The organism is Pseudomonas sp. LTR0 (assembly GCF_036630035.1).
Classification (GTDB): domain Bacteria; phylum Pseudomonadota; class Gammaproteobacteria; order Pseudomonadales; family Pseudomonadaceae; genus Aquipseudomonas; species Aquipseudomonas putida_Y.
Genome location: NZ_CP123734.1, coordinates 2,825,412 through 2,850,786, shown reverse-complemented (window position 1 = coordinate 2,850,786; position 25,375 = coordinate 2,825,412). Strand labels below are relative to the sequence as shown.

21 protein-coding genes are annotated in these 25,375 nt (G+C 61.7%); 13 read left to right on the top strand and 8 right to left on the bottom strand.

Features of this window, described 5'->3' with window-relative positions; translation table 11 throughout:
• Positions 1-153: 153 nt before the first annotated feature.
• A complete protein-coding gene (locus QCL51_RS13150) occupies positions 154-1,575 on the top strand; it encodes an undecaprenyl-phosphate glucose phosphotransferase (protein ID WP_338443386.1) in 1,422 nt (473 codons plus the stop codon).
• 34 nt (positions 1,576-1,609) lie between these two features.
• Here QCL51_RS13150 and QCL51_RS13145 read toward each other — a convergent pair whose 3' ends face one another.
• Complete coding sequence (locus tag QCL51_RS13145) at positions 1,610-2,551, bottom strand: LysR substrate-binding domain-containing protein (RefSeq protein WP_021785081.1); 942 nt, start codon at positions 2,549-2,551, stop codon at positions 1,610-1,612.
• Between the two features lie 146 nt (positions 2,552-2,697).
• Between QCL51_RS13145 and QCL51_RS13140 the strand changes: the two genes are divergently transcribed.
• Positions 2,698-4,074: an L-serine ammonia-lyase gene (locus QCL51_RS13140; RefSeq protein WP_338443385.1), complete on the top strand. Its 1,377-nt coding sequence runs from the start codon at positions 2,698-2,700 to the stop codon at positions 4,072-4,074.
• An 87-nt stretch (positions 4,075-4,161) separates the two neighbouring features.
• On the opposite strand, the gene QCL51_RS13135 is transcribed toward QCL51_RS13140, so the two are convergent.
• From QCL51_RS13135 to QCL51_RS13120, 4 genes are all read right to left on the bottom strand, one after another.
• Positions 4,162-4,839, bottom strand: coding sequence for a DUF3313 domain-containing protein (locus QCL51_RS13135; RefSeq protein WP_021785083.1), 678 nt, complete (start codon positions 4,837-4,839; stop codon positions 4,162-4,164).
• A 150-nt stretch (positions 4,840-4,989) separates the two neighbouring features.
• Positions 4,990-6,285, bottom strand: a complete 1,296-nt coding sequence (locus tag QCL51_RS13130; RefSeq protein WP_021785084.1) for an FAD-binding oxidoreductase — start codon at positions 6,283-6,285, stop codon at positions 4,990-4,992.
• Positions 6,286-6,298: 13 nt separating this feature from the next.
• A complete protein-coding gene (locus QCL51_RS13125; RefSeq protein WP_028697446.1) occupies positions 6,299-7,387 on the bottom strand; it encodes a polyamine ABC transporter substrate-binding protein in 1,089 nt (362 codons plus the stop codon).
• A gap of 80 nt (positions 7,388-7,467) precedes the next feature.
• Positions 7,468-8,826: a glutamine synthetase family protein gene (locus QCL51_RS13120; RefSeq protein ID WP_103444373.1), complete on the bottom strand. Its 1,359-nt coding sequence runs from the start codon at positions 8,824-8,826 to the stop codon at positions 7,468-7,470.
• Between the two features lie 183 nt (positions 8,827-9,009).
• On the opposite strand from QCL51_RS13120, the gene QCL51_RS13115 reads away from it, so the two are divergent.
• Both QCL51_RS13115 and QCL51_RS13110 read left to right on the top strand, forming a co-directional pair.
• On the top strand, positions 9,010-9,909 hold the full coding sequence (locus tag QCL51_RS13115) for a helix-turn-helix domain-containing protein (protein ID WP_021785087.1): 900 nt from the start codon (positions 9,010-9,012) through the stop codon (positions 9,907-9,909).
• Between the two features lie 184 nt (positions 9,910-10,093).
• Entirely contained in the window at positions 10,094-12,004 is a 1,911-nt protein-coding gene (locus tag QCL51_RS13110; RefSeq protein WP_338443382.1) for an AAA family ATPase, read from the top strand.
• Positions 12,005-12,041: 37 nt separating this feature from the next.
• On the opposite strand, the gene QCL51_RS13105 is transcribed toward QCL51_RS13110, so the two are convergent.
• Positions 12,042-13,427, bottom strand: a complete 1,386-nt coding sequence (locus QCL51_RS13105) for an aldehyde dehydrogenase family protein (protein WP_338443381.1) — start codon at positions 13,425-13,427, stop codon at positions 12,042-12,044.
• A gap of 107 nt (positions 13,428-13,534) precedes the next feature.
• Here QCL51_RS13105 and QCL51_RS13100 point away from each other — a divergent pair, with 107 nt between their 5' ends.
• From QCL51_RS13100 to QCL51_RS13090, 3 genes are all read left to right on the top strand, one after another.
• A complete protein-coding gene (locus QCL51_RS13100) occupies positions 13,535-14,401 on the top strand; it encodes a LysR family transcriptional regulator (RefSeq protein ID WP_028697444.1) in 867 nt (288 codons plus the stop codon).
• Positions 14,402-14,527: 126 nt separating this feature from the next.
• Positions 14,528-14,971 carry a hypothetical protein gene (locus tag QCL51_RS13095; protein WP_021785091.1) on the top strand — a complete coding sequence of 148 codons (444 nt, stop codon included), beginning with the start codon at positions 14,528-14,530 and terminating at the stop codon, positions 14,969-14,971.
• A 253-nt stretch (positions 14,972-15,224) separates the two neighbouring features.
• Complete coding sequence (locus QCL51_RS13090; protein WP_021785092.1) at positions 15,225-15,746, top strand: acyloxyacyl hydrolase; 522 nt, start codon at positions 15,225-15,227, stop codon at positions 15,744-15,746.
• A 31-nt stretch (positions 15,747-15,777) separates the two neighbouring features.
• Here the strand turns inward: QCL51_RS13090 and QCL51_RS13085 are convergent, their stop codons facing one another.
• Both QCL51_RS13085 and QCL51_RS13080 read right to left on the bottom strand, forming a co-directional pair.
• Complete coding sequence (locus QCL51_RS13085) at positions 15,778-17,904, bottom strand: TonB-dependent siderophore receptor (protein ID WP_021785093.1); 2,127 nt, start codon at positions 17,902-17,904, stop codon at positions 15,778-15,780.
• Positions 17,905-18,160: 256 nt separating this feature from the next.
• Positions 18,161-19,051 carry a universal stress protein gene (locus QCL51_RS13080; RefSeq protein WP_021785094.1) on the bottom strand — a complete coding sequence of 297 codons (891 nt, stop codon included), beginning with the start codon at positions 19,049-19,051 and terminating at the stop codon, positions 18,161-18,163.
• A 125-nt stretch (positions 19,052-19,176) separates the two neighbouring features.
• On the opposite strand from QCL51_RS13080, the gene hisN reads away from it, so the two are divergent.
• From hisN to benC, 6 genes are all read left to right on the top strand, one after another.
• The gene (gene hisN / locus QCL51_RS13075) at positions 19,177-19,968 is read left to right on the top strand and encodes a histidinol-phosphatase (protein WP_103444375.1); all 792 of its coding nucleotides are present in this window, start codon (positions 19,177-19,179) and stop codon (positions 19,966-19,968) included.
• Between the two features lie 188 nt (positions 19,969-20,156).
• The gene (locus tag QCL51_RS13070) at positions 20,157-20,888 is read left to right on the top strand and encodes a hypothetical protein (protein ID WP_021785096.1); all 732 of its coding nucleotides are present in this window, start codon (positions 20,157-20,159) and stop codon (positions 20,886-20,888) included.
• A gap of 299 nt (positions 20,889-21,187) precedes the next feature.
• Positions 21,188-22,144, top strand: a complete 957-nt coding sequence (locus QCL51_RS13065) for an AraC family transcriptional regulator (protein ID WP_103444376.1) — start codon at positions 21,188-21,190, stop codon at positions 22,142-22,144.
• 159 nt (positions 22,145-22,303) lie between these two features.
• Complete coding sequence (gene benA, locus QCL51_RS13060) at positions 22,304-23,662, top strand: benzoate 1,2-dioxygenase large subunit (protein ID WP_103444377.1); 1,359 nt, start codon at positions 22,304-22,306, stop codon at positions 23,660-23,662.
• Entirely contained in the window at positions 23,659-24,144 is a 486-nt protein-coding gene (gene benB / locus QCL51_RS13055; protein WP_004374327.1) for a benzoate 1,2-dioxygenase small subunit, read from the top strand. Before benA ends, benB begins: the two co-directional genes overlap by 4 nt.
• A gap of 72 nt (positions 24,145-24,216) precedes the next feature.
• Positions 24,217-25,227, top strand: a complete 1,011-nt coding sequence (gene benC, locus QCL51_RS13050) for a benzoate 1,2-dioxygenase electron transfer component BenC (protein ID WP_021785099.1) — start codon at positions 24,217-24,219, stop codon at positions 25,225-25,227.
• Positions 25,228-25,375: the final 148 nt, after the last annotated feature.

Genomic DNA, 25,375 nt, shown 5'->3' with positions numbered 1-25,375 from the left:
GATTCCGGGTACGCCAGCAGCGGGTGGCTGCTACAGTGATATCAATCGCTTGAGGGCGCCACGCGCCTGCTGCACGGTTTTTGCTTAAGTCTGTTTTCAAGGCTTGCTGTTTGATGGAAGGCACTTGCTACGCTCATCTTGATGAGGTCTGAAATGGTTTTCGAACCCAGAAGCAGTCGTTCCTTACTCCAGAGAAGAAGCAGTGTCAGTAACGCCATCCAGGCCGGCCTCGATGGTATTGCCGTCACCGGTATTGCCTGGTACCTGATCTACGACCAGTTCGGCTACATCACATCCGATTACGTGATCATGCTGCTGTTGCTGATTGGTGCACTGGCAGTCATTTATGATCATTACGCGATCTACCGCACCAACGTCGGGTTGTCGATCAAGGCGTTCCGCCTGTTCAAGGCCTGGTCGGCAACATTTTGCTTCCTGGTGGTCATGGCGTTCCTGACCAAACAGAGCGAAACCTATTCACGGCTATTGGTGGTGCAACTGTTCGTCATTGGTTATGTCGCCCAGTTATTCTTGCATTTTGCCGTGCGCGAACTGCAAAAACGCTTTAGCGCGCATGCGCGCCTGGACAATGCCCTGATCATCGGCAACGGTGACCTGGCCAACTTCCTGTATCAGAAAATCAGCAACAACCCATGGTTTGGCGAGCGTGTGCTGGGCTGCGTGCTGCTCGACAAAGGCGATGGGCAGGGGTTGGAGAGTGCCGAGGGCAAGCAGCGCCTGCCAGTGCTGGGGCATATTGGCGACCTCGACGAGCTGGTGGCCCAACACGGCATTCGTACGGTGTACCTGGTGACGCCACTGGGTGGCTCCGAGGTCATCAACGACGTGTATTTCAAGTTGCTCGACAAGTGCATTGCTGTGAACTGGGTGCCGGATATCTTCTCGTTGCGCCTGATCAACCACAGCGTGCGGGAAATTGCCGGCATTCCGGTGCTGACCTTGTCGGAGACACCCTTGACGGGCATGAGCCTGTTCTTGAAAAACCTTGAGGACCGGGTGCTGGCCGCGTTGATTTTGCTGTTTGCATCACCTTTATTGCTGGCTGTAGCGCTGGCCATCAAGATCGATAGCCGCGGGCCGGTGTTCTTCCGCCAGGAACGTACCGGCTGGACAGGCGAGTCGTTCCGTATCTGGAAGTTTCGCAGTATGCATGCTCACCAACCGGAAGAGGGCGTGGTCAAACAGGCGCAGAAGAATGACCCACGGCTGACCCGGGTCGGTGCCTTTATCCGGCGTACAAGCCTTGATGAACTGCCACAATTGTTCAACGTGCTGACCGGTGAAATGTCCCTGGTAGGGCCGCGGCCACACGCCCTGCAACATGACACCTTGTATTCGCAGGATATCGTTGACTACTTTGCCCGCCACAATATCAAGCCAGGCATGACAGGTTTGGCGCAGGTGCGCGGGTTCAGGGGGGAAACCAAGGATATCGAGCAAATGATCCAGCGGGTCGACTCGGACATCGAGTACATCAACAACTGGTCGTTGTGGCTGGACTTTGTGATTCTGGTGCGCACGCTTAATGCCTTTACGGGTAAGCAGGCTTATTGAGCAACGCACGCCCGCATCGACCGTGTACCGCCAGTCAGTCCTTGTTCAACGGATGCAATGCCCTGAACCCCCGCGCTTCTTCCACCAGCCAGTCATGCACCGCCCGCGCACCCGGCTGGTTCAAGCCGCCTGGCGGGTAATGCACCACATAACGCTTGTGGTTGGCGATCGGTACACCAAAGGGCACGATCAGTGCGCCGCGCTCCAGTTCGTCATTGAGCAGCGTGCGCCGGGCAATGGCCACGCCGATCCCGGCAATCGCCGCCTCGATGGTCAGGTGGTTGCGGTTGAAAGTGTGCCCGCGCCGCACATCCAGGCCGGCGGCGCCGATGCCTTCCAGGTAAAACTCCCACTCGGCATATTCCGAACTGCCACGCCAGGCGGTGATGTCATGCAGCAACGGGTAGTGCACCAGATCGCTTGGCCCGTGCAGGGGTGGGCGCCCACGCAGCAGGGCAGGTGAGCACACCGGGAAGATCTGCTCGTCCAGTAGCGGCGTCGAGAGCATGCCTGGGTAGCTGCCATCGTTCAGGTCGATGGCCAGGTCGAAGTCGCCCGGCGTCAGCGCCTGGGCACTGTCTTCAGCCACCAGGCGCAACTCGATGTCCGGGTAGCGTTGTTGAAAACGCGGCAAGCGCGGCGTGAGCCATTTAGCCAGGAACGAGGGGATCGAACGCACACGCAACGTGCCGCGGATTTCCCCTGCGTCCAGCCGCAGCAGCTCGGCCTCGATACTGCCATAGGCCTCGGCCACCGTCTGAGCCAGGCGTTGCCCCTCGGCGCTCAGCTCCACGCCGCGCGCCCGGCGCAGGAACAGCCGGTAGCCCAGGCGCTCTTCCAGCTGGCGCATCTGCTGGCTGACCGCGCCCGGGGTGATGTGCAGCTCTTCGGCACAGCGGGTGAAGGACAAGTGCCGGGCTGCGCAGGCAAATACGTGTAGCCAGACGAACATCTGACCATTGAGTTGTCGTCGCATCGTTTAGTACCACTAAAGCCTTGCTTAGGAAGTTTCGTTGGTCATCCGTGAGCCAGGGCGTCAGTATCGCGCAAAATCGCAATAACGCTCAATTTCTTCAGACAACCCTACCTTGGATGCATGTCAGGGTAGGGTCAGGCATTAGCATGGCTATCAGTGTTTTCGACCTTTTCAAAATTGGCATCGGGCCTTCCAGCTCCCACACCGTCGGCCCGATGCGGGCGGCGGCTACCTTTGCCCAGGCCCTGCGTGAGCAGGGGCTGCTGGCGCGGGTAACGCGTGTGGAAGTGCGGCTGTATGGCTCGCTGTCGGCTACCGGGGTTGGCCATGCCACCGACCGCGCGTGCCTGCTAGGCTTGATGGGCCAGTGGCCAGACCGTATCGACCCGGCCACTATCGAGTCGCGCATTGGCCAGGTGCTGCAGGAACACTGCCTGATGCTCGACGGTAGCCATCCGCTGGCCTTCGACTATGGCCGTGACATGCTGCTGCTCGACGAGAGCCTGCCTTATCACCCCAATGCCATGAGTCTGGAAGCCATCGACGGGCAGCACAGCCTGTTGAGCCAGACCTATTTTTCGGTGGGTGGCGGATTCATCGTCGAGCAAGCCGAAATCGATGCGCCGGCAAGCGAAACGAATGCCGTGATGCTGCCTTATGAATTCGACAGTGGTGTCCAACTGCTGGCCTTGTGCAAAGCCCACAACCTGAGCGTGGCGCAACTGATGATGGCCAACGAATGCGCCTGGCGCCCGGAGGCAGAGGTGCGCGAAGGCTTGCTGCGCATCTGGGCAGCCATGCGTGAGTGCGTAGCGAACGGCCTGCGCAACGAGGGCGTTCTACCGGGTGGCTTGCAGGTCAAGCGCCGCGCCGCGCGGTTGCACCGCAGCCTGCAGGAGTTGGGCAAGCCCAACGTGATCGGCTCAACCCTCAGCGCCATGGAGTGGGTGAACCTGTTCGCCTTGGCGGTCAATGAGGAGAACGCCGCGGGCGGGCGCATGGTTACCGCGCCCACCAACGGTGCCGCTGGCATTATCCCGGCTGTACTGCATTACTACATGAAGTTCAACCCGACCGTTTGCGATGCCGATGTCGTCGATTTCCTGCTGGCGGCTGCGGCGGTCGGTATTTTGTGCAAGAAAAATGCGTCGATCTCGGGGGCTGAGGTAGGCTGCCAGGGCGAGGTGGGTTCGGCCTGCTCGATGGCTGCCGCCGGCTTGGCCCAGGTGCTGGGGGCGACGCCACCGCAGCTGGAAAACGCGGCCGAGATTGCCCTGGAGCACAACCTCGGGCTCACTTGCGACCCCGTGGGTGGCCTGGTGCAGGTGCCCTGCATCGAGCGCAATGCAATTGCTGCGGTGAAAGCGATCAATGCCGTGCAGATGGCGCTGCGGGGGGATGGCGAGCACTTCATTTCGCTCGATCGGGTGATCCGCACCATGCGTGATACCGGGGCGGACATGCATACCAATTACAAGGAAACCTCGCGCGGCGGTTTGGCGGTCGCTTTTGTCGAGTGCTGATGTTAAACGCGATCAACTGGAGCGGCCTTGTGACTCGATGGGCCGCTCCTTCACCAGATCGCGTTGACCTGATGGGTCAGCGCTGACTCATCGGCCTTTCTGCTTCGCTGCCAGGAAGCTCGCACGCATGTCCTTGGCCCAGCCATCGAGCACCGGCTTGACGTCATTCAAGGTCAGCTTCTGCGTGTCGTTCTCCAGTTCCTGGCCCGCGCCCTTGCGGACCACCTGGGCCAGCACCTTCTGGCTGGCACCGTCCAGAAACGCTGCCTCCACACCGACATCCACGTCCTGGTCACGTCCACCCATGGCGGTATTCACACCTGCCGCAATTAGCGCGATAGGGATCACCTCGTAAGGCTTGAGGCCCTCGTTACTTGTGGACACTGCCGTGATCGCCGGGCGTACCACTATCACGCCCGGGCCAGGCCCCTTGGCCAGAGGCATCACGCTGCTCATTTCCCGGCGCAGGGCCTCGTTGAAGTAGCGGGTGATTTCCTGCAGCGTCTGCTGCGAGATAACCGCTGTGGGCTGCGGCTTGGGGTAGAACTGGCTTGGCTCGACGAATACCTGGCTGTACTGGTTGATATTGACCTTAGGATCGATCCAGCGCATCACCGGGTCACCCGAAGGGCTCTTGGCTTCTTGCAGCCGGCTGTAGTCTTTGAGGAAGCCGGAGTAATCCTTGGGGTCCACGCGGTTGCTGGAGCAGGCGGCCACGGCAAGCAGCGCGGCGCACAACAGGGTAATGCGAGGCAATGATTTCATGATGAAAAGGCATCCATGAGAGGTCGGCCTCAACAACGCTAGCAGGTACGAGGCGCTTGGCCAGTGGACGGGGCAATCCTCTTTGAAAAGTACAGAATGCGTGACCGGGACGTGCTCGCCCTGAGTGGCGCTGCAAACGTTGTTGCCCACTCAACCCAGGGCCTCACGCAAGCGGTACCACAACATGCCCAGTGCCAGCAGGGGTGAGCGCAGGGCCTTGCCGCCGGGGAAGGTCAGGTGCGGCACGGCACTGAACACATCCAGGCCCTGGCTATGGCCGAGGGCGATGCTTTCGGCCAGCAGTTTCGCCGTCCAGTGCGTCACGTTCAGCCCGTGCCCGGAATAGCCTTGGGCGTAATACACGTTGGGGTGCTGGCCAAGGCGCCCGACCTGGGGGAAACGGTTGGCGGTGATGCCGATCATGCCACCCCACTGGTAGTCGATGCGCACGTTGGCCAGTTGCGGGAACACCTTCAATACCTTCGGCCGCATGTACGCGCCGATGTCTTTAGGGTCACGCCCGGAATAGTGGCAGGCGCCACCGAACAGCAGGCGGCGGTCTGCAGTGAGACGGTAGTAGTCCAGGCCGACCTTCTGGTCGCACAGCGCCATGTTCTGCGGGATCAGGCTGCTGGCCAGCGCTTCGGGCAAGGGTTCGGTGGCCACCACATAGCTGCCGGCCGGGAGCACCTTGCCACTCAGGCGCGGCTCCAGTTCATCGAGGTGAGCGTTGCAGCCCAGCACCAGGCTGCTTGCACGCACCTTGCCGCGCGCCGTGTACAGCGTCAGCCTGGGCCCGTGCTCAATACGCAGCACCGGGCTTTGTTCGAAAATGCGCACGCCCAGGCTGTGGGCCGCGCGGGCTTCGCCCTGGACCAGATCCAGCGGGTGCAGGTGGCCCGAGCCCATGTCTACCAGGCCGCCAGCGTACTGGTCGCTGGCGACGATCTCGTTCAACTGCCCGGCGCCGACCAGGCGTGTTTCGTGGCGATAGCCCAGGGCGGCCAGGTCGTCCTGTTCATCCTTGAAGGCGGCGAACTGCGCCTCGGTGTTGGCCAGTTCGCAGAAGCCCCAGCGCAGATCGCAGGCAATGCCGTAGCGGGCGATACGGTCGGCCACCAGTTCCACTGAATCGATGCCGGCCTGTTTCAGGTAGCGCACACCTTCCTGGCCGACATGCCGGGCAAAGCCGCTGACATCATGGCCGATGCCGCGAATCAGTTGGCCGCCATTGCGCCCACTGGCGCCCCAGCCGATGCGACGGGCTTCCAGCAGCACCACCGAGAGGCCGCGCTCGGCCAGCTCCAGGGCGGTATTGACCCCGGTCAGCCCGCCGCCGATCACGCAAACGTCGGCCGTCAGTTCACTGTCCAGGCTGGGGTAGGGTGCCGCGTCGCGCGCTGTAGCGGCGTAGTACGAGGCGGTGTGTTGGGTATTGAAAGACATGAGCGTTCTCGACTCAGCGGTTGGATTTGATCTTGCTCCAGGAGCGGGTCATGACGCGCATGATTTTCGGGCTCGGGGTGCTGGAGATGTACAGCTTGTCCAGCACCTCCTGCGGTGGGTAGATCTCGGGGTTGTTCACCAGCGATGCATCCATGTAGGCCTTGGCGTCAGGGTTGGCATTGGCATAGCCGACCGTGGCGCTGACCTTGGCAATCACTTTGGGGTCGAGCAGGTAGTTGATGAACGCCAGGGCCTGCTCGGGGTTGTTGGCGTCCTTGGGGATGGCCAGCAGGTCGAACCACAGGTTGCTGCCTTCCTTGGGAATGCTGTAGGCGACCTTCACGCCGTTTTTCGCCTCTACGGCGCGGTTGGCGGCCTGGAACACGTCGCCAGAGTAGCCGAACGCTACGCAGACATTACCGTTCGCCAGGTCTGAAACGTACTTGGAGGAGTGGAAGTAGGTGATATAGGGGCGCAGTTCGAGCAGGCGGGCCTCAGCCTTGGCGTAATCGCCCGGTTTTTCGCTGCGCGGGTCCAGGCCCAGGTAGTTGAGCACGGCCGGGAACAGCTCGTCGGGTGAGTCCATGAATGCCACGCCGCACTGCTTGAGCTTTTTCAGGTTCTCGGGCTCGAACAGCACTGCCCACGAGTCGATATGGTCCACACCCAGTGCCGCCTTGACCTTGTCGACGTTGTAGCCGATGCCATTGGTGCCCCAGAGGTAAGGCACGGCGTACTGGTTGCCGGGGTCGTTCTGTTCAAGTTGCTTGAGCAGTTTGGGGTCCAGGTGCTGCCAGTTCGGCAGCTTGCTGCGGTCCAGCGGCAGGAAGGCCCCGGCCTGGGCCTGGCGGGCGAGGAAGTGGTTGGACGGTACCACCACGTCATAACCCGTGCGCCCGGCCAACAGCTTGCCTTCAAGGGTTTCGTTGGAGTCGAACACGTCATAGACCACCTTGATTCCGCTGCTGGCCTGGAAATCGGCCAGAGTGGTGTCACCGATGTAGTCGGTCCAGTTGTACACACTGACCGTGGGTGCGGCCTGGGTGGTGGTGGCGAACAGCAGGGTGAATGCAGCGGGGATCAGGGCTTGCAGATGACGCATGGGAACACCTCGTTGGTCTTGTTCTTCGAGTTCGGAGCAGGGTTGCCTGTGCATGGGGTGCAAAGCACCCCCGCGGTGGATCAGACACTCAGCATCAGGAATTCACGCTCCCACGAGCTGATGACGCGCTTGTAGTTCTCGTGTTCGGCGCGCTTGACCGCCACGTAGCCCTGGACGAATTGCTTACCCAGGTACTGCTGCACGGTTTCGCAGTCTTCCATGTGCTGCAGCGCATCTTCGATGGTGATCGGCAGGCGCAGGTTGCGTCGTTCATAGGCACGGCCCTGCACTGCTGCGCTAGGGTCGATCTGCTCGACCATGCCCAGGTAGCCGCACAGCAGGCTGGCAGCGATGGCCAGGTACGGGTTGGCATCGGCGCCCGGCAGGCGGTTTTCCACCCGCATCGCCTCCGGGCTGGACGTAGGCACGCGCAAGCCGGCGGTGCGGTTTTCTACACCCCACTCGACGTTGACCGGTGCCGAAGTATCCGGCAGGAAGCGGCGGAACGAGTTGACGTTGGGCGCGAACATCGGCAGCAGCTTGGGGATGTACTTCTGCAAGCCGCCGATGTGATGCAGGAACAGCGGGCTCATGCTGCCGTCTTCGTTGGCGAAGATCGGTTTGCCCGTAGCGATGTCGACCACGCTCTGGTGCAGGTGCATGGCACTGCCGGGTTCGTCGGTGATCGGCTTGGCCATGAACGTGGCGGCCACGTTGTGTTTGAGCGCTGCCTCGCGCATGGTGCGCTTGAACACGGTGATCTGGTCGGCAAGGTCCAGCGCGTCGCCGTGGCGGAAGTTGATCTCCATCTGCGCCGGGCCGTCTTCGTGGATCAGCGTATCCAGGTCCAGGCCCTGGATCTCGCACCAGTCGTAGACGTCTTCGAACAGCGGGTCGAATTCGTTGGCGGCATCGATCGAGAACGACTGTCGGCCACTTTCAGCACGGCCGGAACGCCCCAGTGGCACCTGCAGTGGCAAGTCCGGGTCTTCGCAGCGCTTGGTCAGGTAGAACTCCATCTCGGGCGCGACGATCGGCTGCCAGCCCTTGTCGGCGTACAGCTTGAGCACCTTCTTCAGCACGTTGCGTGGCGAAAGCTCGATAGGGTTGCCTTGCTTGTCGAAGGTGTCGTGGATCACGATCGCGGTTGGCTCGATCGCCCACGGGATCTGGTAAACGGCGGAGGGGTCGGGGCGGCAGACCATGTCGATGTCGGCGGCGTCGAGCAGGTTGTAATAGATGTCATCGTCGACGTAGTCGCCGGTGACCGTCTGCAGCAGCACGCTTTCTGGCAGGCGCATGCCTCGCTCATGGAGGAACTTGGCGGTGGGCGCAATCTTGCCGCGGGCGATGCCGGTCAAGTCGCTGATCACGCATTCGACTTCGGTGATCCGGTGTTCTTTCAGCCAGGTGGACAGCTGATCGAAGGGGGCGTTCATACAGACCTCTTGGTTGGGTTTTAGTGGGGGAGCGTGGGCGCTTGCGAAAACCGTTGAACAGTTGCGAAGGCGTTACGCTTCCCAGGTGACGCGCTGCAGACTATCTTGGGCGCAGCCCCCCGGGGCAATCTATCCACTTTCTTCAGTATCGAATGCACCAAAAGAGTGCATACAGGACGATGTGTGACAACCGCCAATGCGTTGAAGGTCCAGGCTTTCCACACCACTGACGTCACCGAGCAAGTGCGCGCCACCCCTGGCTGGCAGCAGCAGTACCGGCAGATGTCGCCCGGGTACTTCAGCGGTGAGCTGCGCTGCCTTGGGCTGGATGGCGTGGAGGTGTACGAAGAGCGCCTGAACACCCGGGTGGAACAGTTTTTCCGCGCGCCAAGCGGCGCGTTGGCGTTTTGCTTCGACCGCAGTGAGAACAGCCTGTACCTGCTGAACGAACAAAGCCGCAATATCTGGATTACGCCAGAGAACTACCACGAAGTGGCGGTCGTGTTCGACCAGGCGTTCCTGGCCCGCCATGGGCTAGACCCGCAGCGTCTGGAAGGGTTGTTCATGGTGCCATTGGGTAGCGGCCAGAATGCGCTGTTCGGCAGCTGGCTCAGCGCCACCTTGACCCGGTTGGGCGAGGAGGGTTGCCCGTCGCAAGGGCAGGCCCTGGCTGAGCAGTTGCTGGAGGACTGTCTGTTCATTCTCGACAACGCCAGTCAGCGTTTACAGGGCGTGGCCTTGGGGCGGCGGGACGAGGAAAGGGCGATCATGCACCGGGTCAGCGAATGGGCGGCCGACTGCCCGGAAGAGACCCTGAACCTGCTTGAGCTGGCAGACGTGGCTGGGGTTTCCCTGCGCCAGTTGCAGCAAGCGTTCAAGGCGTTTACCGGCATGCCGCCGGCGCACTGGCTGCGCCTGCGCCGGCTCAACGGTGCGCGGCGTGATCTGTTGCGCGGTGGCGGCGTGACCGTGGCCGAGGTGGCGATGCGCTGGTCTTTCTGGCATTTAGGAAGGTTTTCAGAGAGTTACCGGCAGTTGTTCAAGGAGTTTCCCAGTGAAACATTGAAGCGCTGCAGGGTTTGAGGTGGAGGCGGGGCTGCCGGCCTCTTCGCGGGCTCGCCCGCCCACAGCACCAGCATGGTTTCGTGAATCGCACGTTGCCTAGGGCGCGGGCGGTTCCGCGAAGCGGCCAGCCCAGGCAACACTGAACCCAGCATTCCACGCCAAAAGTTGCTATCGTGCCGCCCTGATTTCACCCGAGGTGCCGATGTTCTACCTGCCTTTGTCCAGCGACCAGGCTGACCGCCTCGCCAGCGCGGCTGTAACCGAATTCTTCACCACTGCCAGTGTGCTCGATGCCGCCGCCGTGCTGTTCGTGCAAAACCTGCCACGTCAGCCTGCCATCGCCTCGGCCGACGCGCAGGAGCGTCGTTTCGCCGAAATCGTGCGCATCGCCAACCAAGTCGAAGGTGTCGCCCCCGGGCGCTTCCAGGGCCAGGTAGCGCAGCACTTCGATCGCGAAGCATTCGCCATGGGCCTGGGCATGCTGGGCGAAAATGGCATTGCACTGCTGTCGGCCGAAGTGGAGTACCAGGCGGACGAGTTGCTGGATGACGAAGGCCAGTGGAACTTCCAGTTCGCCGACCGCTACCGCCAACGGGCCACTCCGCTGCACCCGGTGTACCTGCCATCGCTGGCCAGCGACTTGATGCTCAGCGACCAGCAAAACCGCCTGCTGCGTGAATTCCTCAGTGGCGTCGACGAGTCTGTGGCTGTGCAAGGTTTCGCCGGCACCGGCAAGACCTTCCTGATTCACCAGTTCGCCCGGCTGCTGGAGCCACAGCGCACATTGCTGCTGGCCTTGACTGAAGGCCAGTTGCGCGCGCTGCAGGCGCGGGTCAAGGACGCTGCCGCCTATACCGCGCTGACCTTCGGCCAACTGGCTGACGAACTGCTCAACCGCGACCTCACCAGCAACGGCTGGCGACTGCGCGATCCGTATCGCACCAAGCTGTCCTGGCGCCCCCAGGAAGCGCAAGTGGTGCGCTGGTTGGCCATCCCTGATATCGGCCCGCTCGCAGCGCGTGACGTGGTTGCCTTGTGCATCCGCGCCGTGCGCACGTTCTGCCACAGTGCCGATACCCAGCTTCAACTGCACCACTTGCCCTGGGCCGGGCCTGGCACCTCGCCGCTGGATCAGGAGGTGCTGCTGGAAAAGGCGCGCCTGTACTGGCAAGAGCTGATTCGCCCGTCGGCGCGGGACATTCAGCTGCCGGTGCGTGACTACCACCGGGTCAAGCTGCTGTCGCTGACCGAACATGTGATCGACAGCCGTTACACCCATGTCATCGTCGACGAGGCCCACGAGTTGTCGGCACCGATGCTGGCGGTACTCGATCGCAGTCCGCAGTCGATCATTACCCTGGGTGACGAACTGCAAAACCTCAACGGCCTCAGCCCGCACCATGGCAGCTTCATCCGCCAACGCTGCATTGACCACTCACTGCGCGCCGGGCCGGCAATGGACAATGTGCTCAACCCGCTGATCCAGGCGCACCCGGCCACGATCCAGGCAGCCTTCAGTGGCAATGCCGAGCACTACACCCGGGTCAGCTTCTTCGACACGGTGATGGTGCCGGAACAGCCCACGGCGCTTATCGTCGATGATGAATGGGGCCTGTTTGGCTGGTTCCAGCGCCTGACGCATCAGGGGGTGCCGTTCTTGTTGCTGAAAAGCGCTCGCAAGGACTTTGAACTGTTCGTCGAGGACTGCATCGAGCTGTACCGCTACGGCACGCGGCCGCGCCACCCGATGCTGTTCCGCTATGCCAGCTGGCAGGCGCTGGAGCAGGACAAGGGCGATGACAAAGCGTTCGTCGCCGTGGCCAACATGCTGCGCAAGGGCTACACGCCGGATCACTTTGCCAAGGCCAAGAGCCGTTACCGCTGGGACAAGGCGCCGAAGTTGTTCCTGGGGCGTGTACGGGATGTGAAGAACATGGAGTTTGCCCGGGTGATGGTGTCGCCGGAACTGATGGTAGCGCCACAGGTGGCGGGTAACCGCAATGAACGGGCGCGTATGTTGGCGGGGTTGTATACCGCCTGCTCGCGGGCAAGGCATGAATTGATCGTGCCGGGGGGGATGCTGGACTGGGTCAAGGACCAGGTTCGGGATTGACGCAGATGGGGCTGCAAAGCAGCCCCAGGGTCATGAATCAGTTACGGTCCAGCCACACCGTCTGGGCATTGGTGAACTCGCGCACCCCAAAGTGCGACAGTTCACGGCCGAAACCGCTCTTCTTCACGCCACCAAACGCCACGCGGGGGTCGGAAGCGCAGTAGCCGTTGATGAACACGCCACCGGTATCCAGTGCAGCGGTCATGCGTTCGGCAAGCGCATAGTCGGCTGTGTAGATGGTCGAGGCCAGGCCAAACTCGCTGTCGTTGGCCAGTTCCACGGCATGGTCGGCATCGCTTGCAGTGATGATCGCCGCGACAGGGCCGAACAGCTCCTGCTTGAACGCGGTCATGTCCGGGGTGACATTGGCAAACACGGTCGGCGCGTAGAAGTTGGCCACGCCTTCGACCTTGTTGCCGCCCAGCAGCAACGTGGCGCCTTCGGCCAACGTCGCCTGAACCTGGCCGTCCAACTCGTCGCGCAGGTCGTAGCGGGCCATCGGGCCAATATAGGTGTCGTCCTCCAGCGGGTTGCCGACTTTCAGCTGGCGAGTGGCTTCAACGAATTTGTGGGTGAACGCGTCGACGATGCTGGCTTCCACGATCAGGCGCTTGGCGGCGGCGCACACCTGGCCGGTATTCTGGTAGCGGCCTATCACCGCAGCCTGGACGGCGGCATCCAGGTCGGCGTCGGCCAGGACGATGAACGGGTCAGAGCCACCCAGCTCCAACACGCACTTCTTCAGCGCAGCACCGGCCTGGGCACCAATCGCCATGCCGGCACGCACGCTGCCGGTCAGGGTCACCGCAGCGATGCGCGGATCGTTGATGGCGCGGGTAACGCCATCCGGGGTCACGTTCAGTACTTCGAACACGCCTTCCGGCAGGCCGGCATCCTTGAACAGCTCACCCATCAGGTAGGCGCTGCCCATCACGTTCGGTGCGTGCTTGAGCACGTAGGTGTTACCCGCCAGAATCGCCGGCACGGCACCGCGCAGCACCTGCCAGACCGGGAAGTTCCACGGCATCACCGCCAGGATCGGGCCTAGCGGGCGGTATTCGATACGGGCTTTTTCGACCTGGGTCGGCTCGGCGGCGAGCATGGCCGGGCCGTGCTCGGCGTACCAGCGGCACAGGCCCACACACTTGCTGACTTCACCGCGAGCCTGGGCGATCGGCTTGCCAATTTCGCGGCTGATCATGTGCGCGAAAGCTTCAGCCTTGGCTTCGAGGGTGCCGGCCAGGGCCAGCAGGTACTCGCTGCGCTGACCCAGCGACACCTGGCGCCACTGGCGGTAGCCAACCTTGGCACGTTGCAGCGCCGCTTCCAGTGCGGCGTCGGTGTCGAACGGGTAGGCGCCGATCTGCTCGCCGCTGTATGGGTCGAGGGAGATGGCGTGGGTCAGGCTGCTGATCGCGCTCATGGCGGGACACTCTCGTTGTTGTTAATCAATGAGGCCAGACTAGTGGGCTATGGCTTTAATGAAAACTGAATAATAATGAGCGAAACATTCACGTTTGGAGAATGCCTGTGGACCTGGTGCAACTGGAGATCTTCAAGGCCGTGGCAGAGCAGGGCAGCATCAGCGCCGCCGCGCAGCACATCCATCGGGTGCCGTCGAACCTGACCACGCGCATCAAGCAACTGGAGGAGGACTTGGGGGTAGAGCTGTTCATTCGTGAGAAGAGCCGCCTGCGCCTGTCGCCTGCGGGTTGGAACTTCCTCGAATATACCCGGCGTATCCTCGACCTGGTCCATGAGGCGCGGCTGACCGTGGCGGGTGAAGACCCGCAGGGCACCTTTGCCCTCGGATCGCTGGAAAGCACGGCGGCGGTGCGCATCCCCGCGTTGCTGGCGGCCTATAACCAGCGCTACCCCAAGGTTGACCTTGACCTGTCCACCGGGCCCTCCGGGACCATGCTCGAAGGCGTGCTGTCTGGCCGCCTGGTGGCCGCGTTCGTCGACGGCCCGGTGCTGCACCCGACGCTGGAGGGCATACCGGTGTTCGAGGAAGAGATGATGGTCATTGCGCCGCTCAACCATACACCGGTAACCCGCGCCCAGGACGTGAACGGTGAAAGCATCTACGCCTTCCGCGCCAACTGTTCATACCGCCATCACTTCGAAAACTGGTTCGTAAAAGACCAGGCGGTACCGGGCAAGATCCACGAAATGGAGTCGTACCACGGCATGTTGGCATGCGTCAGCGCTGGCGCCGGCCTGGCCATGCTGCCGCGCAGCATGCTCGACAATATGCCCGGGTGCAGCACCGTCAGCGCCTGGCCAATGTCGGAGGACTTCCGTTACCTGAAAACCTGGCTGGTATGGCGACGGGGTACAGTCTCGCGCAGTTTGAGCATGTTCGTGAAATTGCTTGAAGAAGGTCGTGCAAGCTGATGTTTTCGCTCGATAACCTGATTATCTGAAGTGAATTCATCTACATGACCGGGTATCAGCACGAACACCCCTTCGCTGGGAGGATCAAATAACAGGTAAGCCATCCTCGAAAAGGAGGGTCGTACCATGCGTAACCATCACTATGCGCTCGGCGCTGCCTTGCTGATTACCCTGGCCTTGCCATGGACGCTGGCCGCTGCCGCCGACCTCAATGCCCCCATCGACATGCAGGCCGTGCAGTTGCAACCGCAAGAACAGAATGGCGTGCGCTACCTGCAGGGCGGTATCGGCCAGGACGAGGCCAATGCCCTGCGCAAGACCGCGGGTTATGACCTGCACGTAGAGCTTTCGACCGGTCCGGAAGGCAAGTTCCAGAGCGGGGCTTCGGTCGATATCCAGAATGCCCAGGGCCAGCCCGTACTCAGCGTCAGCGATGCCGGGCCACTGCTGTATGTGCAACTGCCTCCCGGCAAATACAAGGTCATTGGCAATGCCCAAGGTCAGTCGGTGCAGCAGTGGGCGGCCGTGACGGGCAAGGCCCCCACGACCGTTAACCTTAATTGGCGTTGATGAAGAGACGGGGAGGAGTACGGATGTACTCCTCCCTTGGTTAAGATCACGTCTCGCGAATTCCTGTGCCCGGCAGGCACATCTTTACCGAGTGTTTTAGTCAATAGTGGCAATACACTTCCAACTTTCTGATTATCTGGACAATAATCAGAAAAGTATTACTTCGCATGACCGGTCTGGATGCACCGGTCAGCGCATAACGTCGAGGGGCCCAAGCCCCCGCTTGCCGTGTAGACCATCAGGAGAGTCGTAGATGAAAACCCGTCTAGCAGCTTCGCTGGCCGTTGCAGTGCTGGCCTTTGCCGGGGCCGATCTGGTCCAGGCTGCGCAGATATCAGGCGCCGTGGGCGCAACTAGCCAAGGTGACATGACCTACCGTATCGGCATGTCGTTCGACTGGGACAAGAAATGGCTGGAAAGCAGCACCGGCCATGTGAGCGGGTACTGGGATGCGGCCTACACCTATTGGGAAGGTGGCGATGCCAGTGGTGCGCATTCGCTGTCGTTCAGCCCGGTGTTCACGTATGAGTTCAGCGGCTTTACCTACACGCCTTACATCGAGGCAGGTATTGGCCTGGCAGCGTTTTCAAAGACCGACGTAGGGGACCAGCGCCTGGGGTCGTCGGTCAACTTCGAAGACCGCATCGGCTTTGGCCTGAAGTTGCCGGGAGAACAGAAGGTAGGCATCCGTGCCATGCATTACTCCAACGCCGGGATAAAGCAGCCAAACGACGGCATCGAGTCGTACTCGCTGTTCTACAGCACAGCTTTCTGAAATTACGGGGCCGCTGCGCGGCCCCGGCAATTCAGAAGGTATAGGAAACACCGGCCTGCACCGTGCGCGGTGCGCCGGGGTATACGTAGCTGTTGAACGCCCCTTCGTCATACCCCTTGTTGAACACGTTTTTCACGTCCAGATTCAACCGCACATGCTCGTTGACCTTGTAGAAGCTCAACAGGTCGACCACGCTGTAGCGTTCCATCGTGTAAGTGGCTGCCGATGTCTGCCCCGCACGGTCGTCGACATACTTCACGCCTACGCCCAGGCCAAGGCCTTTGGCCAGGCCATCCTGGAACTCGTAGGTGTTCAGCAGGCTGAAGGTGTTGCGCGGGATATTGGCAAGGCGCGTTCCCTTGGGCAGGGTAGTGTCCTTGGTGACTTCGGCGTCCACGTAGGCATAGCCACCGATCACGCGCCATTCGGGGGTGAGGTTGCCGGCGATGTTGATGTCCAGGCCACGGCTGCGCACCTCGCCGGCCGCGATCTTGTAAGTACCAGTAAGGTCGCTCGGGTCGTTGGCCAGTACGTTTTCCTTGACGATGTGGTAGATCGCCGCGTCGACACTCAACTGGCGGTCGAGTGACTCCCATTTCACACCCAGCTCGTAGGACTTGCCTTTCTCTGGGTCGAAACCGCCGCCACTGGCCGGCGTGCCCGTATTGGGCTTGAACGAACGTGCGGTATTGGCGTAGACCGCCAGGGTATCGGTCAGGTCGTAGATCAAGCCAAGGCGGGGTGTAACGCCGTTTTCGCCCTTGCTGAAATCGCCGGCATTGTTCAGCTTGTTGTCATAGTCATGCTCGAAACGCTCGAAGCGCACACCCGCCAGCGCCTTCAATCGCTCGGTCAGCGCTACCTGGTCCTGAATGAAGAACGCCCACGTCTGCAGGTTTTCCTTGTCCCAGGTGGTGGTGCGGTCCAGTGCCGGGCGCGGCTGGCCCAGTACCGGGTTGTAGATGTCGATCGGGTAGGCTGCCGAGGAACGCTGGATGATCGAGTTGTAGTCGTAGTTCTCGTATTCGACACCGGTCAGCAAAGTGTGGCTGAGCGTACCGGTATCGAAATGCCCGGTCAGGTTCAATTGCCAGTCACGGTCGGTCCATTCCAGCTTGCGGTAGTTGAAGTTCCGCTGCAGGGTGCGGCCGTCTGGCAGTAAATTGCTCCCCTCGACTGCATTACCCTTGAGCGAACCATCAAGGAACTGGAACCCGCCTGCCAAAGTCCAGTCGTCATTGAGCAGGTGCTCGAAACGCAGCTGCGCCATGTTGTTGTCGTTATGCAGCAGGTTGTCGCTGCCTTTTTCCCAGATATAGGTATCGCGCGAGGCGCTGCCGGTCTGGGTGGGGTAGCGGGTCAGGCCGCGATCGAGGGGGTGGTTGTTGCGCATGAAATCGCCTTCGAAGGTGATCTTCGTGGCGTCATTGACCTGCCAGCTGATGACCGGGGCGACATCGTAGCGTTCGCTTTCGACATCGTCGCGGAAGCTGTCGCCACCTTCACCCAGTATGTTCAGGCGGTAGGCCAGCGAGCCGTCCTGGCTCAGCGGCCCGGTGGCATCGAGGGTGGCACGGTGCATGCCCTGGTCGTCGAACTGGCTGCCAAGGGTAACCTTGGACTCGGGCAACGGCTGCTTGCTGACCACGTTGAACGTACCGCCAGGGTCGCCACGGCCGTACAGGCTGCTGGCCGGGCCACGGATGACCTCCAGGCGCTCGACGGTGTTGGCATCCGGGGCATTGGGGTAGCCGCGGTTGATCGGAAAGCCGTTGCGGTAGAACTCACCGGTCGTGAAGCCACGCACGGTGAAGGTTGTCAGGCCCTGGCCGCCGAAGTTGTTGGCGCGGCCGACACCACCGGCGTAGTCCAGGCCGTCCTGCAGGCGCGTGGCGCCCGTGTCTACCAACACATCCTTGGGCACCACGCTGACCGATTGCGGGGTTTCGTGCAGCGCCGTGTCGGTGCGGGTGGCACTGGCCGAGCGGCTGGCCTTGTAACCTTCGACCGGGCCGTCCGCACGCTCACTGTCGGCAGTACTGGTGATGCTCAGGGCCTGGAGTTCGATCTGGGCAGGGTCGCTGAGCGGTTCAGGCTCGGCAAAGGCCAGCGGGGAGACAGCATGAAGCACACAAAGCGAAACGAACGTGCGGCGCATCGACGGTACGATCCTTGATTAGGGCGCTGAGGGGCTAGGTCGGTAAATGCCGCGAACATACTACGAATCATTATCAAATGCATTCATTTTTAGTGGCACTGGTGTACCAGAAACCAACGCAGATAACGCGTCAGTGACAACAGTGCCTGCAGGAACTGCGGAGGGGCCGACAGGTTATAAGCTGCTCCGTGGCTGGAAGTGCCTCTTCACATGTACAAGGTTATTCCTGCCCGGCCCCAAGGCAGGCTGCTGAAGCTCAGCGAACAGCCTTGATCGCCAACACATTGCACAGCGGGTGTTCCAGCACATGCGCTGTTGTCCCGCCCAGGAATGTCTGCATGGCGTCATGGCGATGACTGCCCATGACTATTACGTCCACTCGGTTGTGGCCGACGAACTGGGCAATGGCCCTGATCGCGGCCCCTTCGAGGAAGTGCCGGCGCTCCAGCGGAATTTGGTGGTGGTCGCCCAGGCGGTTGAACGCCGCCCGCTGCGCGGTTCGCACGCTGCCATCGAAGCCGGGCATGGTGACCGTACCGGCGCCGAAGTCGGCGATGTGGGTCTTGGCCGCGTCGCACACATGCAGCAGGTGCAGCTCGGCGTTGCACTGCAGGGCCAGGTCATGGGCGCAGTGGATGACCTGCTCGTCCAGGTGTTCGCCAGCGCCGTGGCTGTTCAGGTCCACTGCGGCGGCGATCTGCCGTGGCAGGGGCAGGCGAATGTCACTGACCAGGTGTACGGCGACCGGGCTGTCCTTGAGCAACTGCCAGTCCAGCGGCGTTACCAGCAGGCGTTTGAGTACGGGTTCGTGCTGTACGTCCTTGACCAGCAGGTCGCAGCCCAGCCGTTCGACCCGTTCCAGTACGCTGCCCAGCGGGTCGCGGGTCAACAACAGCTCGGTGGACACGTCCACGCCGGCATCGCTCAGTTGTTCCGCCTCATCCGCCAGCCATTGGCGGTTGTCGCTGAGCAGCCGCTCACGCTCACGACCATCGCTCATCAAGCCAAAGGTGTCGACGTCGTCGACGAACACATTGATATCCAGCAGGGCACCACTGGATTCCGCCAACGCCGCCGCGCGTTGCAGCGCAGGCGTATGACGCATTTGCGGGCCCAGCATGACGAACAGACGTTTGAACTGGCTCATCGCACACCTCCACGTGTGGCAGCCCCCCGGTAACCTGATCATGTTCAGTCTAGACTGCCGCAGCGTACACCGGGGCGATGTGTCGGGTATGATGCGTGCCCCATCATTGTCACGAGGCCCGTCCCATGTCCCTGAGTGCTGAACAGATCGTTGAGTATCGCGCCTTTGCCGAGCAAATGGCCGATGCTGCCGCTGCAGCGATCGCGCCGTACTTCCGCGCCAGCCTGGAAGTCGAGGACAAGGGCGGGCGTCTGTACGACCCGGTGACCGTGGCCGACAAGGCCGCCGAAGACGCCATGCGTGAGCTGATCCAGGCGCGTTATCCCGAACATGGCATTCTCGGTGAAGAGGCCGGTGTTGCAGTGGGCAGCAGTCCGCTGACCTGGGTGCTCGACCCGATCGACGGCACCCGGGCGTTCATTACCGGCTTGCCACTGTGGGGCACCTTGATTGCCCTGAATGACGGCACCCGCCCCGTGCTGGGCGTGATGAACCAGCCGTTCACCGGCGAACGTTTCGTGGGTACCCCGGCAGGCGCCTGGCGCAGTGGCACGCCCCTGAAGACGCGTGCCTGCGCCAGCCTGTCTGCCGCCACACTGATGTGCACCACGCCGGACATGTTCGACACCGCCGAGCGCAAGGCGGCATTCGAAGCGGTCGCCAGCAAGGCGCGGTTGATGCGTTATGGCGGTGATTGCTATGCCTACTGCATGCTGGCCTCGGGCTTTGTCGACGTGATTGTCGAAGCGAGCCTTCAGCCGTATGACGTACAGGCGCTGATGCCGATCATCGAAGGGGCGGGTGGCGTGATCACGGCCTGGGATGGCAGCTCGGCGCAGAATGGCGGGTGTGTGGTGGCCTGCGGTGACCCGGCGCTGCATGCGCAGGTGGTGGAGATGTTGCGCCACGCCATGTGATCCGGGTTCGTCGCTCCTAGCCTCTCGCGGGCGAGTCCCTTCTTGTGGGAGCGGGTTCACCCGCGAAGAGGCCGCCACAGGTTTTTTCCGTTCTCTCCAGCCACCGCACTTTTTCCCATTTTCGGGCTCTATGCTTGGCCAGGCCGCGCTGACTCCCGGCGCAGCCGCCGAATATCGACCCGGTGCCGATGGTTGCAAGCTACTCGAATTTCCTCCCCCGCCTGCTACTGACAGGTGCCCTGGCATGCCTGTGCGCCTGTACTCAGCAGCAAGGCCGTGACATCGTCGGCCAGTTCAGCGACGGCAAACCCAGCGAGCTGTTTCAAACCAGCGTCGACCGCCTGGCCACGCTGTCGATGCGCGACAACTTGCAAAGCCTGTACCTGCTGATGAACAAGCTGTACCTGCGCAACCCCAACCAGTGGAAGGTGTCTGGCTACCTTGATGCCGCCACCGCCGAGCGACAGATCCGCATTGCCATCGAACAACGCCGGCCGCTGCCACAACTGGGCAACCGCCGTGACCTGGCGGCATTGAGCTACGCCCTGAGCCCGGAGTTTCGCGGGGACCGGGTCGGCGCCTTCATCTACGCCATTGGCAGCATGCTGATCACCGCGCATGGCGGGCGTACCGAGTTCTACATGACCGATACCATCGACCCCCTGTTCATCAACAACGCTGCGCGCAATATCGAGAAGGCGACATGGATGCTCAGTCAGCGGCAAGATGCCAACGGGGTGCTGTTGCTGTTCTCGAACGAGATCTCGGAGGAGGGCAGCAACCTGAGTTTTGCCGTTGAGTTCGGCAAGATCGTCGCGCGGCTGGACTTGCTGGCCGAGTTGCTGGATGAGCGTTATCGGCGCATAGGCTTGAACTACGCGCAGAGCCTGTTGCTGATGAACTTCCTGCCGGTGCAGTGAATGACGGTCGTTGCAGGAGCGCTTGGTCCGCCGCCATGTGCAGGCCACGCGAGTACCGCAAGATACTGTTCGATTAACGAACAAGCATGACGCCGGACCTGTCCGCTATCCGCCCAGCCAATCCCATCGTTGCATTGCCCAACCCCCGCCTTTTTGCTGTAGTGTCCCCGTTTGCCGGCTGTCGCCTGCCCCTGCGACACGCAGCCAGCCCGATAGAATGACCGTGATGACCGCAACCACAGCCGACAAGACGGTAGGGCGCGGCGACCAGAACAATAACGATACCGAGTGCCTTGCCTATGGAAAGCCGCCTGCTGAGCGAGCGCAGTAGCGTGTTTCACCACGCCGACCCTTACGCTGTGTCCGATTATGTGAACCAGCATGTAGGCCAGCATTGCATCGGTCTGTCCCGTACCACCCACCCCCAGGCCAGCCTCAGCCATCGCAAGTTCGCCGAGCTCGACCTGTGCCGTATCAGCTATGGCGGCAGTGTTCGCGTGACGTCGCCCGCGCTGGAAACCATCTACCACCTGCAAGTCTTGCTCAATGGCAACTGCCTGTGGCGCGGGCACAAGCGCGAGCAGCACCTGGTACCGGGCGAGCTGCTGCTGATCAACCCAGACGACCCGGTTGACCTGACTTACTCGGAAGACTGCGAGAAGTTCATCCTCAAGGTGCCAACCCGGCTGCTGGATTCGATCTGCGATGAACAGCGCTGGCAGCGGCCTGATGGGGGCGTGCGGTTCTTGCGTAATCATTACCGGCTGGATGAGCTGGATGGCTTCGTGAACCTGCTGGCCATGGTTTGCCATGAGGCGGAAGTGGGCGATTCACTGCCCAGGGTGCAGGGCCATTACAGCCAGATTGTCGCCAGCAAGCTGCTGACCCTGATGAGCACCAATATTCGCCGTGAGAGCCTCAGCTCACCGGGTGCAAGCCTGGAGCGGATCATCGACTACATCGACCGCAACCTTAAGTTCGAACTGACAGCGGAGGCGCTGGCGGAGCAGGCGTGCATGAGCCTGCGCTCGTTGTATGCGCTGTTCGACCGGCACCTGCAGACCACACCCAAGCAGTACGTGCGACAACGCAAGCTGGAACAGGTGCGTGCCTGCCTGGGCGATGCCAGTTGTTCGGTACGTAGCGTGACCGAACTGGCCATGGACTATGGCTTCCTCCACCTCGGGCGCTTTTCCGAGGTGTATCGGCAGCAGTTTGGCGAATTGCCGTCCGAAACCTTGCGCAACCGGCGTTAAGCCGTACCGGTCTCTCGCGGGTGCGCCCGCGAAGAGGCGCTTGAACCTGTCACCTCAACCTGCACAAAACGGATAGCACCCCGCACAAACCGGATATTGCAACCCAATCCCAGCCTCTAACCTGACCAGGTCTAAACAATAACAAGGGAGACCCTGGCCATGTCCCTGGGATTCGACTACCTCAATGCCTTGCTCGAGGACGACCGTGAAAAGGGCATCTACCGCTGCAAGCGCGAGATGTTCACCGACCCACGGCTGTTCGACCTGGAGATGAAACACATCTTCGAGGGCAACTGGATCTACCTGGCCCACGAAAGCCAGATCCCCGAGAAGAATGACTTCCTCACCCTGACCATGGGGCGCCAGCCGATTTTCATCGCGCGCAACAAGGACGGTGAGCTCAATGCCTTCCTCAACGCCTGCAGCCACCGCGGTGCCATGCTGTGCCGGCACAAGCGCGGCAACCGTTCCAGCTATACCTGCCCGTTCCACGGCTGGACGTTCAACAACAGCGGCAAACTGCTGAAGGTGAAAGACCCCAGCAACGCCGGCTACCCCGACAGCTTCAACTGCGACGGCTCCCACGACCTGACCAAGGTGGCACGCTTCGAGTCGTACCGGGGCTTTTTGTTCGGCAGCCTGAACGCCGATGTGAAGCCGCTGGTCGAGCACCTTGGCGAGTCGGCGAAGATCATCGACATGATCGTCGATCAGTCGCCTGAAGGCCTGGAAGTGCTGCGCGGTGCCAGCTCGTACATTTACGAAGGCAACTGGAAGCTCACCGCCGAAAACGGCGCTGACGGCTACCACGTAAGCTCCGTGCACTGGAACTACGCTGCCACCCAGAACCAGCGCAAGCAGCGCGAGGCGGGTGACGAGATCAAGACCATGAGTGCTGGCGCCTGGGCCAAGCAGGGCGGCGGTTTCTATTCCTTCGACCACGGCCACCTGCTGCTGTGGACCCGTTGGGCCAACCCGGAAGACCGCCCGGCCTATGAACGCCGCGACCAATTGGCTGCCGACTTCGGCCAGGCGCGCGCCGACTGGATGATCGAAAATTCGCGCAACCTGTGCCTGTACCCCAACGTGTACCTGATGGATCAGTTCAGCTCGCAGATCCGCGTTGCCCGGCCGATTTCGGTGAACAAGACCGAAATCACCATCTACTGCATCGCGCCGAAAGGCGAGAGCGCCGATGCCCGTGCAAAGCGTATTCGCCAGTACGAAGACTTCTTCAACGTCAGCGGCATGGCCACCCCGGACGACCTGGAAGAATTCCGCTCGTGCCAGACCGGCTACGGCGGCGGTACCGGCTGGAACGACATGTCTCGCGGCGCCAAACACTGGGTCGAAGGTGCCGATGAGGCGGCCAAGGAGATTGAACTCGAACCCCTGCTGTCGGGCGTGCGCACCGAGGACGAAGGCCTGTTCGTGCTGCAGCACAAGTACTGGCAGGACACCATGATCCAGGCCCTCAAGGACGAGCAGCAGCTGATCCCCGTGGAGGCCGTGCAATGAGCCTGTATGAAACCGTGCGCGACTTCCTGTACCGCGAAGCGCGCTACCTGGACGATGCCCAGTGGGACCAGTGGCTGGAACTGTACGCCAGCGATGCCAGCTTCTGGATGCCGAGCTGGGACGATGACGACACCCTCACCGAAGACCCGCAAAGCGAAATCTCACTGATCTGGTACGGCAACCGTGGCGGCCTGGAAGACCGCGTGTTCCGCATCAAGACCGAGCGCTCCAGTGCGACCGTGCCCGACACCCGCACCTCGCACAACATCAGCAACATCGAGATCGTCGAGCAGGGCGAGGGTAGCTGCCAGGTGCGCTTCAACTGGCACACCCTCAGCTTCCGCTACAAGACCACCGACAGTTACTTCGGCACCAGCTTCTACACCCTCGACCTGCGCGGCGAGCAGCCGCTGATCAAGGCCAAGAAGGTGGTGCTGAAGAACGACTACGTCCGCCAGGTCATCGACATCTACCACATCTGATACAGGGTTTTGCGAGCATTGCCCGGTGCGTCTTGTGACGCGCCGTGGCCCGGCTCGCCTGCGAGGTGCAACATGAGCTACCAGATCGCACTGAATTTCGAAGACGGGGTTACCCGCTTCATTGAAGCCACCGGTCAAGAAACCGTGGCCGACGCCGCTTACCGCCAAGGCATAAACATTCCGCTGGACTGCCGTGACGGCGCTTGCGGGACCTGTAAGTGCAAGGCTGAGTCCGGTCGTTATGACCTTGGCGACAACTTCATCGAAGACGCCTTGAGCGAAGACGAAATCGCCGAAGGCTACGTGCTGACGTGCCAGATGCGCGCTGAAAGCGACTGCGTCATCCGCATCCCGGCTTCGTCGCAGTTGTGCAAGACCGAGCAGGCCAGTTTCGAGGCCGCCATCAGCGATGTCCGCCAGCTGTCGGTCAGCACCATTGCCCTGTCGATCAAGGGCGAGGCCCTGAGCCGTCTGGCCTTCCTGCCGGGGCAGTACGTCAACCTCAAGGTGCCGGGCAGCGAGCAGAGCCGGGCCTATTCGTTCAGCTCGCTGCAGAAGGACGGCGAAGTCAGCTTCCTGATCCGCAACGTACCGGGTGGGCTGATGAGCAGCTTCCTGACCAACCTTGCCAAGGCTGGCGACAGCCTGACCCTGGCCGGGCCGTTGGGCAGCTTTTACCTGCGGCCGATCCAGCGCCCGCTGTTGCTGCTGGCCGGTGGTACCGGGCTGGCGCCGTTCACTGCGATGCTGGAGAAGATCGCCGAGCAGGGCAGTGAGCATCCGCTGCACCTGATCTACGGCGTGACCAACGACTTCGACCTGGTCGAACTCGACCGTCTGCAAGCGCTGGCGGCACGTATCCCCAACTTCACCTACAGCGCCTGCGTCGCCAACCCGGACAGCCAGTACCCGCAGAAGGGCTATGTCACCCAGCACATCGAGCCACGCCACCTCAATGACGGCGATGTGGACGTATACCTGTGCGGGCCGCCACCCATGGTGGAAGCGGTCAGCCAGTACGTGCGCGAGCAGGGCATTACCCCGGCCAACTTCTACTACGAGAAGTTTGCGGCTGCGGCCTGACAGCCCCCTCTGATTCAAAGCAATACGCCGACCCTGTGGGAGCGGGCGAGCCCGCGAAGCAGGTTGCGCGGTGGATGGCACGGGCTTCGCCCGTGTTCGCGGGCAAGCCCGCTTCCACAGTGATCGCGCAGCCTTTCAGGCTTTGAGC

Excerpts from the sequence above, each read along its gene's own strand:
- QCL51_RS13085 (WP_021785093.1), bottom strand. The coding sequence starts at position 17,904 with ATGCGCCGCACGTTCGTTTCGCTTTGTGTGCTTCATGCTGTCTCCCCG.
- QCL51_RS13105 (WP_338443381.1), bottom strand. The coding sequence starts at position 13,427 with ATGAGCGCGATCAGCAGCCTGACCCACGCCATCTCCCTCGACCCATAC.
- QCL51_RS13125 (WP_028697446.1), bottom strand. The coding sequence starts at position 7,387 with ATGCGTCATCTGCAAGCCCTGATCCCCGCTGCATTCACCCTGCTGTTC.
- hisN (WP_103444375.1), top strand. The coding sequence starts at position 19,177 with ATGTCCCTGAGTGCTGAACAGATCGTTGAGTATCGCGCCTTTGCCGAG.
- QCL51_RS13090 (WP_021785092.1), top strand. The coding sequence starts at position 15,225 with ATGAAAACCCGTCTAGCAGCTTCGCTGGCCGTTGCAGTGCTGGCCTTT.
- QCL51_RS13065 (WP_103444376.1), top strand. The coding sequence starts at position 21,188 with ATGGAAAGCCGCCTGCTGAGCGAGCGCAGTAGCGTGTTTCACCACGCC.
- QCL51_RS13095 (WP_021785091.1), top strand. The coding sequence starts at position 14,528 with ATGCGTAACCATCACTATGCGCTCGGCGCTGCCTTGCTGATTACCCTG.
- benA (WP_103444377.1), top strand. The coding sequence starts at position 22,304 with ATGTCCCTGGGATTCGACTACCTCAATGCCTTGCTCGAGGACGACCGT.
- benC (WP_021785099.1), top strand. The coding sequence starts at position 24,217 with ATGAGCTACCAGATCGCACTGAATTTCGAAGACGGGGTTACCCGCTTC.
- QCL51_RS13130 (WP_021785084.1), bottom strand. The coding sequence starts at position 6,285 with ATGTCTTTCAATACCCAACACACCGCCTCGTACTACGCCGCTACAGCG.
- QCL51_RS13145 (WP_021785081.1), bottom strand. The coding sequence starts at position 2,551 with ATGCGACGACAACTCAATGGTCAGATGTTCGTCTGGCTACACGTATTT.
- benB (WP_004374327.1), top strand. The coding sequence starts at position 23,659 with ATGAGCCTGTATGAAACCGTGCGCGACTTCCTGTACCGCGAAGCGCGC.
- QCL51_RS13070 (WP_021785096.1), top strand. The coding sequence starts at position 20,157 with ATGGTTGCAAGCTACTCGAATTTCCTCCCCCGCCTGCTACTGACAGGT.
- QCL51_RS13110 (WP_338443382.1), top strand. The coding sequence starts at position 10,094 with ATGTTCTACCTGCCTTTGTCCAGCGACCAGGCTGACCGCCTCGCCAGC.
- QCL51_RS13150 (WP_338443386.1), top strand. The coding sequence starts at position 154 with ATGGTTTTCGAACCCAGAAGCAGTCGTTCCTTACTCCAGAGAAGAAGC.
- QCL51_RS13080 (WP_021785094.1), bottom strand. The coding sequence starts at position 19,051 with ATGAGCCAGTTCAAACGTCTGTTCGTCATGCTGGGCCCGCAAATGCGT.
- QCL51_RS13140 (WP_338443385.1), top strand. The coding sequence starts at position 2,698 with ATGGCTATCAGTGTTTTCGACCTTTTCAAAATTGGCATCGGGCCTTCC.
- QCL51_RS13135 (WP_021785083.1), bottom strand. The coding sequence starts at position 4,839 with ATGAAATCATTGCCTCGCATTACCCTGTTGTGCGCCGCGCTGCTTGCC.
- QCL51_RS13120 (WP_103444373.1), bottom strand. The coding sequence starts at position 8,826 with ATGAACGCCCCCTTCGATCAGCTGTCCACCTGGCTGAAAGAACACCGG.